At 57.8% G+C, this 12887-nt stretch carries 14 protein-coding genes; 10 read left to right on the plus strand and 4 right to left on the minus strand.

Features of this window, described 5'->3' with window-relative positions; genetic code table 11:
* Nucleotides 1-1356 carry a serine--tRNA ligase gene (gene serS / locus P186_RS06325; RefSeq protein ID WP_014288613.1) on the plus strand — a complete coding sequence of 452 codons (1356 nt, stop codon included), beginning with the start codon at nt 1-3 and terminating at the stop codon, nt 1354-1356.
* Here the strand turns inward: serS and P186_RS06330 are convergent.
* Entirely contained in the window at nt 1325-2119 is a 795-nt protein-coding gene (locus P186_RS06330; RefSeq protein WP_014288614.1) for a CPBP family intramembrane glutamic endopeptidase, read from the minus strand. The genes serS and P186_RS06330 overlap by 32 nt on opposite strands.
* Nucleotides 2116-2598: a hypothetical protein gene (locus tag P186_RS06335; RefSeq protein ID WP_014288615.1), complete on the minus strand. Its 483-nt coding sequence runs from the start codon at nt 2596-2598 to the stop codon at nt 2116-2118. The genes P186_RS06330 and P186_RS06335 overlap by 4 nt, the downstream gene beginning before the upstream one ends.
* A 94-nt stretch (nt 2599-2692) precedes the next feature.
* Here P186_RS06335 and P186_RS13820 point away from each other — a divergent pair, with 94 nt between their 5' ends.
* The 5 genes from P186_RS13820 (at nt 2693) to P186_RS06355 (ending at nt 5188) form a co-directional block, all read left to right on the plus strand.
* Nucleotides 2693-2869: a hypothetical protein gene (locus P186_RS13820; protein WP_014288616.1), complete on the plus strand. Its 177-nt coding sequence runs from the start codon at nt 2693-2695 to the stop codon at nt 2867-2869.
* A 111-nt stretch (nt 2870-2980) separates the two neighbouring features.
* Entirely contained in the window at nt 2981-3502 is a 522-nt protein-coding gene (locus P186_RS06340) for a hypothetical protein (protein WP_148682799.1), read from the plus strand.
* Complete coding sequence (gene pyrH, locus P186_RS06345) at nt 3486-4139, plus strand: UMP kinase (RefSeq protein ID WP_014288618.1); 654 nt, start codon at nt 3486-3488, stop codon at nt 4137-4139. The genes P186_RS06340 and pyrH overlap by 17 nt, the downstream gene beginning before the upstream one ends.
* Before the next feature lie 128 nt (nt 4140-4267).
* The gene (locus P186_RS06350) at nt 4268-4684 is read left to right on the plus strand and encodes an HIT family protein (RefSeq protein ID WP_014288619.1); all 417 of its coding nucleotides are present in this window, start codon (nt 4268-4270) and stop codon (nt 4682-4684) included.
* A 21-nt stretch (nt 4685-4705) separates the two neighbouring features.
* Entirely contained in the window at nt 4706-5188 is a 483-nt protein-coding gene (locus P186_RS06355) for a sigma factor-like helix-turn-helix DNA-binding protein (protein ID WP_014288620.1), read from the plus strand.
* Here P186_RS06355 and P186_RS06360 read toward each other — a convergent pair.
* The gene (locus P186_RS06360; RefSeq protein WP_014288621.1) at nt 5181-6386 is read right to left on the minus strand and encodes a redox-regulated ATPase YchF; all 1206 of its coding nucleotides are present in this window, start codon (nt 6384-6386) and stop codon (nt 5181-5183) included. The two genes, P186_RS06355 and P186_RS06360, sit on opposite strands and share 8 nt — an antisense overlap.
* Here P186_RS06360 and P186_RS06365 point away from each other — a divergent pair, their 5' ends adjacent.
* From P186_RS06365 to hsp20, 4 genes are read left to right on the plus strand one after another with little or no spacing between them, the layout of a single operon-like run.
* Entirely contained in the window at nt 6387-7622 is a 1236-nt protein-coding gene (locus P186_RS06365) for a hypothetical protein (RefSeq protein ID WP_014288622.1), read from the plus strand.
* A 29-nt stretch (nt 7623-7651) separates the two neighbouring features.
* Complete coding sequence (locus P186_RS06370; protein ID WP_014288623.1) at nt 7652-9622, plus strand: CBS domain-containing protein; 1971 nt, start codon at nt 7652-7654, stop codon at nt 9620-9622.
* Nucleotides 9623-9663: 41 nt separating this feature from the next.
* Nucleotides 9664-11880: a CDC48 family AAA ATPase gene (locus P186_RS06375; RefSeq protein WP_014288624.1), complete on the plus strand. Its 2217-nt coding sequence runs from the start codon at nt 9664-9666 to the stop codon at nt 11878-11880.
* Between the two features lie 30 nt (nt 11881-11910).
* Entirely contained in the window at nt 11911-12438 is a 528-nt protein-coding gene (gene hsp20, locus P186_RS06380; protein WP_014288625.1) for an archaeal heat shock protein Hsp20, read from the plus strand.
* On the opposite strand, the gene P186_RS06385 is transcribed toward hsp20, so the two are convergent.
* Nucleotides 12435-12884: a DUF2258 domain-containing protein gene (locus P186_RS06385; protein WP_014288626.1), complete on the minus strand. Its 450-nt coding sequence runs from the start codon at nt 12882-12884 to the stop codon at nt 12435-12437. The two genes, hsp20 and P186_RS06385, sit on opposite strands and share 4 nt — an antisense overlap.
* Between the last annotated feature and the right edge of the window lie 3 nt (nt 12885-12887).

The raw sequence follows: 12887 nt of genomic DNA on the forward strand, positions 1-12887 counted from the left end.
ATGTCCTACAGCGTACTGGAGGCACTTAGGTCGAGCCCCGACGTGGTGCGGAGAGTCTTAACAGCCCGCAGGTTGGACCCCTCCCTGGTGGATAAGTTTCTCCACCTAGACGAGAAGTGGAGGCGGCTGAAGAAAGAGGTAGACGAGGCCCGGCACGAGTACAACAAGCTGTCGAGGGAAGGCGCCAAGGCCCCACCTGAGAAGAGGAAGGAAATAGTAGAGAAGGCCAGGGAGCTGGCGGCCAAGCTCGAAAAGATGGAAAAGGAGCTTGAAGAGGCCGAGCGGGAGAGGGAGGAGCTGCTGTGGAGCTTCCCCAACCTAATACACGAGTCCGTGCCGGTCTGCCCCGAGGGCGTAGACTCCGTGCCGGTGAGGCACTGGGGTGTGGTGAAGTTGGTTAAAGACGCGTCGACTCCGCTCGACAAGGGCGTTGACTACGTGGTGGTGGAAAGAGCCCCAGTGGGCCACGCCGACATGGCCGAGGCCGTTTTGAAGATGGCCGACACGTTGAAGGCAGGTGAGGTGGCTGGCAGCCGCTTCTACTACCTCTTCGACGACTTGGTGTGGCTCGACTTCGCCCTGGCCATGTACGCCATGGATTACCTAACCCAGAAGGGGTTTAGGCCGGTGATCCCGCCGTACATGCTGAAGCTAGACCTAATCAGAAGAGTACTGGATTTCGACACCTTCAAAGACGCCATATACAAGATAGAGGGGGAGGACCTCTACCTAATAGCGACGGCGGAGCACGGAATTGCTGCCTACCTCTACAAACGCGACCTCGTGGAGGAGGAGCTACCCCAGCTCTACGTCGGGTGGTCGCCGTGCTTTAGGAAGGAGGCAGGAGCCGGGAGTAGGGACATAAAGGGCATATTTAGAGTCCACATATTCCACAAAGTGGAGCAGTTCGTATTCTCCCTGCCAGAGGACTCGTGGAAGTGGCACGAGGAAATTACAAAAAACACAGAGGAGCTCATAAGAGGTCTTGGACTGCCCTACAGAGTGGTGAACATATGCGCCCACGACCTAGGATCCCCCGCCGCGAAGAAATACGACATAGAGGTGTGGTACCCCGCCCAGGGGATGTACAGAGAGCTGGCCAGCTGTTCAAACGTGACGGACTGGCAGTCCTACCGCCTCGGTATTAGAGTCACCAGGAAGGGAATGAGGCGGGAGTACGTGCACACGCTTAACTGCACGGGGCTTGCCACCACCAGGACCATCACGGCTATATTGGAGAACTTCCAGCGGGAGGACGGCGCGGTGGAGATACCAAAGGCGCTGAGGCCCTACCTAGAGCCCATAAAGACGGCCCCCAAGGACTTCATTCTCCCGAAGGGGGCAAGGAGCTCTTGAGATCTATCCAGAAGACGGCGGCGACTATCGACAGAGTAGCGGCGCCGTAGATCCCCGCTAGGCCCCACAGCAAATCGCCGATGGTCTGGGAGTAGAGCAGTACGTAGATGCCAGCCCAGCCGTTTACCGCGCCGTGGAGAAATGCGGCGCCCCACACGCCGTATTTGAGGTAGGCCCAGGTGTGTATGAAGCTCATGGGTATGGTCAAGAGGACGAAGAGGGCTAGGCACGGGAGGCACCACGTCTTGCCGTAGTTATGGCCTAGTAGCAAAATGGCGGGGGTGTGCCACAGCCCCCAGACGAGGCCTACGACGACCGAGGCCCCTCCCCATCCGTACCTAGAGGCGAGCCTCGGCAGTAGGTAGCCTCTCCACCCCAGCTCCTCCCCGAAGGTGGCAAGAAAGGCGTTTATTACAGGCGCTAGGGGGGCCATAAACGCCGTGGTGGCTAGATACAACCACAGCGGGATCCGCCCCTGGAGCGCCTTTTCCAAGTCGAGCGGCTGGAGGCCGATGAGGAAGTAGGCAACTCCACACATTAAGAGTAGCCACGCCGCCGCGGGGGCTGTGGCGCGGTAGATCCTTACGAGGCTACCTAACTCAGAGCGTAGAGGCCTCGGCCTTAGAGAGCCTTTTTTCTTCATCTCCAGGATGGCCCCCAGCGCGGGCGTCCACATGGCTGCGACGAGCCAGAGGGGGTTGTACAGGGCTAGGTACTGGAAGAGCCAGCCCAGCGCAAAGACCGCGGCGAGGAACAGCCTCATGTCTTGTCTACACAGACAAGGAGGTATTTCTCCCTCCCCTTTATCTTCACTAGGAGCCACCTGTCGCCGCAGTTGCGGCCGGCGAAGACGTCGACGCCTACCCACTCGCCGTTGCGCCTCTGGAAGCTACCAGCTACCCCCCAGAAGAAGCAACGGAGGGACGCCCTGTTCCCTATGGGCACGAAGCTGAGATATCTCACCACCTCGTCGTGTGTGTACGTCTCTACCACGTCGCCCTCCACCACCTTACGCCTCAGGGCGCCTCTAAGCACAACGGCGTTGTTTAATACAGCCGCCTCTACTGGAATCCAGTAAACTACTAGAGATAAAGCGGCTATTAGTATCATTACTACCACTGGCTTAAGGGGGTTTTCAGGCCCCGTGATGTACATAATTACTATGGCGGTTGTAGCAACTACTATAATAGCTGTTAATAGTGTGAGATTAAGTAAGTAGCAACGTCTCCTGTCCTTATACATACGTATTTAATGAGTTATATTATATATAAGCCTTGAGAATATGCGAAGTGGGGAGAGGGCCGGAATTATTATAAGTTGATGGAGGTAAAGGTGTGTGGAGTGGCTAGGTGTTGTAATGGGGGTGGTGGCTGGCGTCGTCTGGACGTTTTTGATGTTAACTGTGTATAAGCATCTCTACATGCCTACGCTCGGTATGAGGTACATTGCTTTGATGGCGGTTTTGATGGGCACTGTTATGGGCCTTGGATTTGCAGTGGCGCGATGGGGATAGTCGGCGTTTAGATCCCTCGTCACGGCTCGGCTAGCCTGGAGTCGTCACCGCCCATTCGGGGGCCGTTTTTTATAAGGTTTAATGTATATAACTGGGTGGCGTCTTGGGGCTGTGTCGGCTCAGGACGTAGTTGTGGGTATAATCGCCGAGGCGTTTGTGGACTTCGTGAGGCGGCTCTGCGAGTGTGAAAGGTTAAGGGAGGCGCATTCGCGAGATTTGGAGCTGGCGAAGGTCGCAGACGAGGTGACGCGGGCGGTCTCCGAGGGCCGTGAGGGGGAGTTCGGCCCGGTGGTGGTGAAGGTGCAAAAGAAGTTTCTGGGGAGGAGGGAGGTGAGGGCGTCACTGTACGGCAGGGAGGTGGACGTGGACACGTTGCTTGCGGAGCTTTCCAAGGCTAGGTCTAGGGCCGCCTGGCTGAACAGCGACTGTTCAGAGGGGGCTTTGATAGAGGCTCTCTATAAGTACGAGGATAGGTACCTTATAGAGGTGGCGCAGAGGAATTTCGACAAGTTTAAGAAGCTGTGTAGCGGCGAGGTGCCGCAGGTGGATTTCGGCGAGGCTCCCGGCCACGTGGTAGAGGGGGTGGTGAGGGGCGTCAAGACATATCTCTCGGGGCATGGCGCTGGTAATTAAGCTGTCCGGCCGGATTTTCGACGACGAGGAGCTCGTGCTGAGATACGCCTCTGTTATAAATAAGCTACCTGGCAAAATAGGGGTGGTGGCCGGGGGCGGGGAGCTGGCGAGGAGGTACATCGCCGTGGCGAGGAGAGGCGGCGCCTCTAACACTTTCCAAGACCTGCTGGGCATCTACGCCAGCAGACTCAACGCCCTTCTCCTGATCTCGTTGCTGAGAGACGCGTACCCCCGCGTCCCGGCTACCCTCGAGGAGTTTCTCGCGGCGTGGGGCGGCCACAAGGTGGTGGTGGCGGGAGGCTTCCAGCCGGGGCAGTCCACGGCCACGGTGGCGGCGCTGGTGGCCGAGGCCGTGGGCTCGCCTGTGTTGCTAAACGCCGCCAACATCGACGCGGTTTACAGCGACGATCCCCGGAGGAATCCAAACGCCAGGAGGATACCCGAGATGAGGTACGACGAGTTTGAAAAAATACTGCACTCCTCCGCCCTCCCCGGCGGCTACGAGCTTATGGACGTGTGGAGCCTCTCGATACTGCGGCGCAACTGCATAACCACCTACGTCTTCGACGGGCGGCGGCCTGACCACATAGAGGCGATAGCCAGGGGCGAAAACCCCGGAAGTAGAATTACTTGCTGATTACGGAAATAGTGGCTGTGCAACCCCGCGGCAGGGGGTTGGTTCACAGAGGCCCTTATGGGCCGCTCCAAGCCCCCCACCCGTTATGTAGGTAGTCATAGATATAAATGCTTTGCTACCGACCGTCAATGGACTGCATATTTTGTAAGATAGTTAGAGGCGAGGCGCCTGCCTGGAGGGTGTATGAAGACGAGGATTTTGTTGTAATTCTCGACAAGTACCCGGCGTCCTACGGCCACCTCCTCGTGGTTTCCAAGAGGCACTTTACCAACATCATAGACGCCCCAGCTGAACTGTCGGCGCGTGGTTTTGAAATAGCCACGAGGCTTGCCAAGGCCTGGGCCGGGCTTGGGGCGCAGGGGGTCAACGTGGTGACCAACGCGGGGCGTAGCGCGGGGCAGATGGTGTTCCACCTCCACATACATGTGATACCTAGGTGGGGCGGCCAGTTGCTCTGGCATGGGAAGGAGGAGATAAGAGAGGAGACGGCTAGGGAGGTCGTGGAGAAGCTTAAAGGCGTATTACCAGAATATTTCAAGAGGTAGTTAATAGAGGCGGCGCTGGTTATGTCGGTGAGGCTCACAGAGACCGAGAGGAGAGTGGCTGAGCTCTACTCGAGGGGTATGAGGCCGAGGGAGATAGCTGAGAGCCTCGGCATTTCGATAAACACGGTGTATAAAGCCCTGTCAAGGGCTAGGAAGGCGATGGAGCTGGCCGAGGCGCAGGTGGAGGCGGAGCCTCGGTACGCGCCCCAGTACTACACATTCAACACGCTTGTATATGTCTACCCGAGCGCCCAGCCTCAGCTACAGATCTCCCTGTCGGCGAACAGAGCCGTTGTTGTGCACGACTCTTACGACGCCGTGCTGAGGAAGCTAGATGAGATAATATCACTCCTCAAGGGGGCGCGTGTGGAGAGGCGCGCCGCGGCGGAGCCCGCGCCGCCCAACAGATCCGAGGCGGACGGGCACGGGGGAAACGGGCACCTCCCCGACGCGTTGAAAAGAAACGTTTGGATATCGCTCCTCCGCAACAAGACGGCTACCTAGCCACTATCTTTACGATAAGCCCGTGGGTGACTGGCTCATCTGAGGCGAGTCTGCGCCCACTTCTGGCGTCGAGCGCCGCGACGAACCTCTCTCCTAGCTCTGTGTGGATCGCGTAGGCCACATCCCTGGCGGTATAGGTGCGGGGCACCAGTAGCAGGTCGGGCAGGACGTTGCCTTCCCTATCGCTAAGCCGCTTCTCGTCCTCTACCGGGTAGACGGCGACGTACTGAAGGGCGTTGAAGACGGCGGCGTTCACCGCCTGCACGACGCCGGTGCCTCCCCACTTCTTGAGGACATCCGCGATCCTCTCCAACACGGCTTTTTGCTGAGGCGTGACCTGTCCCGTGATCTCGAACTGCCCGTCGCCGGGCTTGTACCTAACTAATCCCTTGGTAGCCGCCCTCCGCAACGCCAGCTCCGCCTCCGCCGACGTGGGGATTATCACTCTGTTGGGGTACGCCTCTCTCAGCTTCTTGTATCCCTCCTCCCCCTCGGGTAGGTCTACCTTGTTAGCCGCTATGACTATGGGCTTGCTGAAAGATCTGGCTAGGTGGGCAAATTTGTAGAAATCGGCATCCTCCCACCTGCTGGGGGGCTTCTTAGCCAGCCCGGACTCCTCAAGCGCCTTCTCTACGCCTCCCCGGCTCATGCCCAGGCCCGCCAGCTTCTCCAGCAGGACCTCCGCGATATTCCGCTTGCTGAACTCCACGAGCCTAACCACCTTGTCCCAGTCCCTCCTCACTATCGACGCCATCCACATATCCACCTCCCTTTCCAAAAACTCCACGTCTCTAACCGGGTCGTGCGTGCCGGGCTTCACCAGGCGGCCCTCCTCGTCGGTGGATCCCGAGGCGTCTACCACGTGTATAAGCGCCGGGGCCCTCCGTAGGTGGTCTAGAAACTGGTTGCCGAGGCCCCTGCCCTGCCAGGCGCCGGGGACGAGCCCGGCGACGTCTATAAGCTCCACAGGCGCGTAGCACACGCCCTCCGCCACCGTGTAGCTACGGGGGTTGCACTTCACGTTTCTACAGGGGCAGTCGTCTATCCTCACGTAGCCGACGCCCACGTTGGGGTCGATGGTGGTGAAGGGGGTGGGGGAGATCTTCACGTCTTTCATAGTCGCCGCGGCGAAGAACGTCGACTTGCCGGCGTTGGGCTTCCCCACGATACCTATTTGTACCCTCGTCTGTGTGACCACGTGTATGTAACAGGTGCCTTATTAATACGCATCGCCGCGGCGGCGGCGCTCCTCCTCCTGCTTCTGGTAAGTCCGGCGCTCGGCTTGGCGGTCCTCTTCGTCTGGCTGGCGAGGAGGCACCTGGCGGTGTACGTGGCGCTGTGGAGGAGGTTGCTGGGTTGCGAGGTGTATACGCCGGCGATCTCGGCTCTGGGTCTGGCGGCCGCCGTCGCCTCGCCCTACACGGGGGCCGCGAAGGCGGTGCTTCTGGCGCTGGGGGGCCTGGCCCTCTACGCGGCGCCGCTGACGCCGCGCCTCGCAAGATTCGTAGCTGTTTTGACGGTGGGTCTCTCGGCGGAGGCCCCCCTGAAGCCTCTGGTAGTCGTTGCGGCCGCGGCCGCGGCTTACTACGCCTATAGAGCCGAGGCTTGTGGGTACATATGCGTCAAGGCGGCGGCAGCGCCGACGGGGGATTTGGCCTACTCCCCCCGGCTCGGCGCCGTCTGTGGATACGCCAGGGGCGGATCAGATTTAGCCGACGTGTGGCTTAGGATAGGCGGGAGATACGCCAGGTGTCTCCCCCTGGCGTGCTTCGCCGTGGCGGAGTCCGCCTTTAAGAGCGGGGTGGGCCCCGTCGACTCCTACCTCCCCGAGCCGTCTCGGGAGGATTTTAAGAACGTTGTGCATGTGGCGGCCCCTCTTGACGCCGTTTTAAAAATCGCGGCTAGATACTTCGAGGCCGTGGTAGTGCTCGCCAGCGGCGTAGAGGCCAGGAGGACCCGCCTAATCTCTGTGTCAAAAGTTGACCCCGAAGTTGCGGCCGAGCTGTACTGTTCCGTGTTTAGACTGGGCGGCGAGGAGCGGGAGTTTTTGAAAGAGTTACTGAGGCGGGGGTCTATAGACGATGTGGTTATGTGGTCCCAGCGTTATCCGTGGCTCAAGCCGCTGGCGGAGCTCTGGGATGGCGGAGAGGAGCCGTCGGGCGTTGTGAAGAGCAGTTTAGACGGCAGGGCGGGGGTGTTTGAGTCGTTGCTGTATGCATATGTTAAGAAGGTGCCTGTGTTGACCGACAGCGAGGAGGTGGCGAGGCTCGCGGAGGGGCTGGGCGTCGTTACACTACTGACGTCAAGCAGGCCCGTGAATAGGTTTCTGGTGGCGGGCCCTGCCTCGGTGAAGCTACCGGAGGGGGAGGTGGAGGTGGGGGCTGGGAGGTTCATACTGTACATAGAGGGCCGCCTCTATGGTGGCGAGATATAATTTTTATAAATCGCTACATACTTATATATGTGCTGAGGAAGGAGGAGTTGGAAAAACTGGTGGAGAAGCCGTCGCCTCAGTTTGTTAGAGATGTGCTGGAGCACCCCCCATTTAGAGTGACCGTAAACACCACGCTTGAAACTCTGGTGTCGCATCTCAGGAAGTTCCCCGTGGACGTAGTCCCCGTGTTTAAGTCCGTATTCTCTGAAGAGGTGGCTGGCGTCGTCTACCCCCACACAGGTCTGTTGATTAAGAGTAGGAAGCTGGATGCGAAAATAGGCGAGTTTGTAAACCCACCTATCTTTGTCAAGGAGAGCTGGAGAATAGACAACGTATTGGAGATTTTGACAAGCGAGGCGAAGTGGGGAGCCGTGGTGGTGGATGAAGAGGGGAGGTACGTGGGGGTGGTCACGCTCAGAGGCCTACTCTCAGCGCTGTTGCTGAGGGAGCCTAAGGCCAAGTCCGTGGCCGCCGTGTACACCCCGGCGAGGGAGGAGAAGTCCCGGGTGGGCTTTGTCAAAGCCATTGAGAGGTTATCTAGGGTATTTAAGAAGCTGGTGGGCGGCGAGGTGGACGGCTACGTCGTCCTTAACAGAGAGGGGGGCGTCGCCGGGGTTCTCACAGTGTGGGATTTAATAAAGTCGCGTAGGTGGTTCAAGGGGGCTGGGGAGCCGCGCCCCCTCTTCGGCACCAGGGTTGCGAGGGGCGAGAGCAGACATGTAGGCGTCGCCAGGGTGTGGAGGCTGATGTTTAGAGGCGTCGCGGTGGCGACTCCCGACACCCCTGTGGAGGAGGTGGCTAGGTACATGGCCACCACTGGGCTCTACTTCGTGCCTGTGGTGGATAGAGAGGGCAGGGCGATAGGCTCGGTGTCTGTGTGGGACGTCATCCACGCATACCTATACGGACCTAAGGAGGGGCGGGAGGATTTGGGGGTGAGGAAGGCGGTGGAGGTGGCTGTGGCGAAGCCGCCTGTGGAGGAGGTGATTAGGCTAAGGCCTTCTAAACACGTGACCGGCCTCAGGGCGCGGGACGTCATGCTCACAGACGTCCCGTCGATCAACCTGAGAGACACCCTCTCCAGCATACGTAAGATGTTTCTACGCACGGGGACCGGTATTCTAGCTGTGGTGGACGACGACGGCAGGGTGGTTGGGTTCGTCACGAGGAGGGACTTCGTAGCGTACATAGCGGAGAAATCCATGGGGTACTGGAGGAGGCAGAAGGGCAAGGTGTTGATGTTGAAGGAGCAGGTTATGCCGGGGGAGCGGGCTAAGATCGTGGTCGAGGAGGGCACAGCTGGCGACGTGATGAAGACAGAGTACCCGACGGCGGGTCCCGACGCCACGGTGGAGGAGATAGCCTACAAAATGTTGGCCGCCGGCACCGACTACGTAGTTATAACCGATGCGACTAACGCGCCGGTGGGGGTTGTCACGAAGGACGAGTTGTTAAAGGCCTTTAAAGAGAGGGGGAGGAGCGTAAAGGTGGGTGAGCTGATGACGCCCGCTGATATAGCTTCGGTGGAGCTGTTTAGTAGCCTCTCCTCTGTGGTGAAGAGGATAAACGCTTACGAGCTCGACGGGGTGGTGGTGAAGGAAGGCGGCGAGATAAAAGGCGTCGTCACGGTAGATGATCTCACGCTGAGGCCTATAGAGGAGAGCTTCAGAGGAGAGAAACTCGTCTTCTTCACAAAGTCGGGAGTTTTAAGAAAGGTGAAGACGGGGCTTAGTAGGCTTAGGTATTCTAAGGTAGGTACGTTAACTGCGTTTGACGTCATGAGGCCGGTCAACTATGTAGTCGGTGCGGACGTCGACGCTAGGGAGGTGGTGGATAAACTACTTGAACAAGACGTAGTTCCGGTTGTGGGCGAAGATGGGAGACTCGTCGGCGTGCTTAACAAAATGGATGTTGTGAAGGAGCTGGCGAGGGTCTACGTCACCTACGCCATGCCCGAGAAGGTGAAAGAAGTCGAAAAGGCAGAAAGCCGGGTTAAGTAGGCTGATTACAAATTTTTATATTCCGACCTCTCTATCAGAACATGTCGAGCGATGTTATTCTAAAAGTCGCCGAGGCTAGGTCGCGGGACGTTGGCCGCTCTATTGTGAGGGTTCCTGTTAGGGTGATGAAGAAGTTGGGGATTGAGCCTGGGGATTACGTGGAGATTATTGGGAGGAAGTCTGCCTACGCCCAGGTGTGGCCAGCCTACCCCGAAGACGAGGACAAGGAAGTTATTAGAATGGACGGTATTATTAGACAAAACGCGGGGGTGGGGATAGGCGACACAGTCAAGGTGAGGAAGGCTGTGCTTAAAGCCGCCCAGAGAGTGGTGCTAGCCCCCACAGAGCCGGTCCGGGTAGACCCCGAATATCTCAAAAAACAGATACTACTAGGCAAGCCCGTAGCCAGAGGACAAGCCATAGACGTACCCTTCTACGGAGGCGCCATTAGATTCGTAGTAGTCCAGGTGCAGCCGGGGCCCGCGGCGTACGTCTCCATAGACACAGAGGTGACTGTGCGCGAGGAGCCGGTGAAGGAGGCCGAGCTCACCATCCCCAGAGTCACCTGGGAGGATATTGGTGATTTGGAGGATGCTAAGCAGAAGATTCGTGAGCTTGTGGAGCTTCCTCTTAGACATCCCGAGTTGTTTAAACATTTGGGTATTGAGCCGCCTAAGGGCATCCTTCTGATCGGCCCTCCGGGTACTGGGAAGACTCTCTTGGCTAAGGCTGTGGCTAACGAGGCCAACGCCTACTTCGTGGCGATTAACGGGCCGGAGATTATGTCTAAATACTACGGCGAGTCTGAGGCTAGGCTGAGGGAGATATTTGAAGAGGCTAAGAAAAACGCCCCGGCGATAATCTTCATCGACGAGATAGACGCCATAGCCCCAAAGCGGGAGGAGGTGACGGGGGAGGTGGAGAAGAGAGTAGTAGCCCAACTCCTAACACTAATGGACGGACTACAAGAGAGAGGACAGGTGGTGGTAATAGGCGCCACCAACAGACCAGACGCAGTAGACCCAGCCCTAAGAAGACCAGGAAGATTCGACAGAGAGATTCACATACCTATGCCCGACAAGAGGGCTAGGCGTGAGATACTCGCCGTTCACACTAGAAATATGCCGCTTTGTACAAAAGCAGATGTTGAGGCTAAGGTGTGCAACCCAGGAGACGAGGTGGATCTGGATAAAATCGCCGAGATGACGCATGGCTACACCGGCGCCGACATAGCCGCCTTGGCCAAGGAGGCGGCTATGGCGTCTCTACGCAAGGCCATGAATAAGGGCATGATAAATATAGAGCAGGACACTATACCTCCCGAGGTTCTCAGCAAGTTGAAGGTGGGCATGTCCGACTTCATGGATGCCATGAAGTTTGTCCACCCGACTGTGCTCCGTGAGGTGATTATCGAGGTGCCGGAGGTGCACTGGGATGACATCGGCGGCTATGATGCGATAAAACAGGAGCTGAGGGAGATAGTGGAGTGGCCTATGAAGTACAAGCACTACTTCGACGAGCTGGGCGTGGAGCCTCCCAAGGGCATCCTCCTCTTCGGGCCGCCGGGGGTGGGCAAGACCTTGTTCGCCAAAGCCGTGGCCACGGAGTCTGGCGCCAACTTCATAGCAGTTAGGGGGCCTGAGCTGTTGTCTAAGTGGGTTGGCGAGAGCGAGAAGGCGATTAGAGAGGTGTTCAAGAAGGCGCGTATGGCCGCTCCCTGCGTAGTGTTTTTCGACGAGATCGACTCCATAGCGCCGGCCCGGGGCTCTAGGCTTGGGGACTCCGGCGTGACTGATAGAATGGTTAACCAGCTACTCGCCGAGATGGACGGCATCGGCACGCTGAAGAACGTGGTGGTGATGGCGGCCACCAACAGGCCGGACATCCTAGACCCAGCCCTCCTGAGGCCCGGGCGCTTCGACCGCGTTATCTACGTCCCGCCTCCCGACGCAAAGGCTAGGGTGGAGATATTTAAGGTGCACACGAAAAAAGTAAAGCTGGCTGATGACGTCAATCTAGAGGAGCTTGCCAAGAGGACTGAGGGCTACACAGGCGCCGACATCGCCGCCTTGGTGAGAGAGGCGGCTATGCTGGCACTGAGGGAGACCATAAAGGAAAAGGCGCTGAGAGCAAAGCCGGTGTCTATGAAGCATTTTGAAGAGGCGTTGAAGAGAATACCCCCATCGCTCACGCCGGCAGATATCCGCCGCTACGAAGAGATGTCCAAGACTCTGCGGCGCGTCATAGCTGGCTTATAAAACTTAAATAGTGGAGTAGAGATTCAGTACATGTCTATATTTGACGAATTTGAGAGATTTATGAAGAGGTGGCAGAGATTCTTCGAGGAGATTGAGAGACAGATAGAGGAGGACTTCAGGAGGTTCTCAGCCCAGCCGCCGCCGGGCGGCGGGAGGCCTAGGTACTACTACTACGGATTTGAAATCACCATGGGGCCGGACGGCAGACCCGTGGTGCGGGAGTTCGGCAACGTCAGAAGGAGGTCCGACGTAGAGAAAATTGAAGTAGTCGACGAGATAGACCCGCTGACGGACGTCGTGGAGGAGGACGACAAGATTAAAGTCGTGGTGGATATGCCAGGCGTCGAGAAGGATGACATAAAGCTGTACATAAGCGAGGACGGGAGGACCCTCACAATAGACGCCAGGAGCAAAGACCGGAAGTACCACAAAGAGATTAGACTGCCGGCGGCTGTCGACCCCAACAAGGCCAAGGCCACGTATAAAAACGGAGTCCTCTCCGTAGAGCTCGAGAAAACCGAGAAGAGAAAAAGGGGGTTTGAGATAAAGGTCGACTAGGGTATCTCCTTCAGCAAACTCTCTATTCTTTTCCTAATTTCGGCAAACCTCTTCTCGCACTCCTCCAGCCTCTTCTGCATCTCGCTGTGGGGTACAAACCACTCGATCTTCGGCTCGCCGAATATCAGCCTCCCGCCCTCCACCGCCGCCTCCACAGTTATCCTCACGATGTCGAGCTTACCAACGCCCATTGAGATCAGCGCCTCGTATATCTTCTTGTTGAGCTCAGAGGTGGCTCTTACAATCTCCTCCCTCGGCACAATGCCGCCGAACACCGCAAAGGCCGTCCGCCTAAGCTTGTCGGCGAATCTAGCCGCCACGACGACCCCCGTCCTGATTTCGTACTTGTTAGGTGCCTTCAATACGTGGCCCCCGTAGAGCTCTATACTTTCCTGAGCCTTCTCCATGTCACGTTGAATATTCTCCTCCAGCTTCCACGCCGCCATATA

The organism is Pyrobaculum ferrireducens (assembly GCF_000234805.1).
GTDB lineage: Archaea > Thermoproteota > Thermoprotei > Thermoproteales > Thermoproteaceae > Pyrobaculum > Pyrobaculum ferrireducens.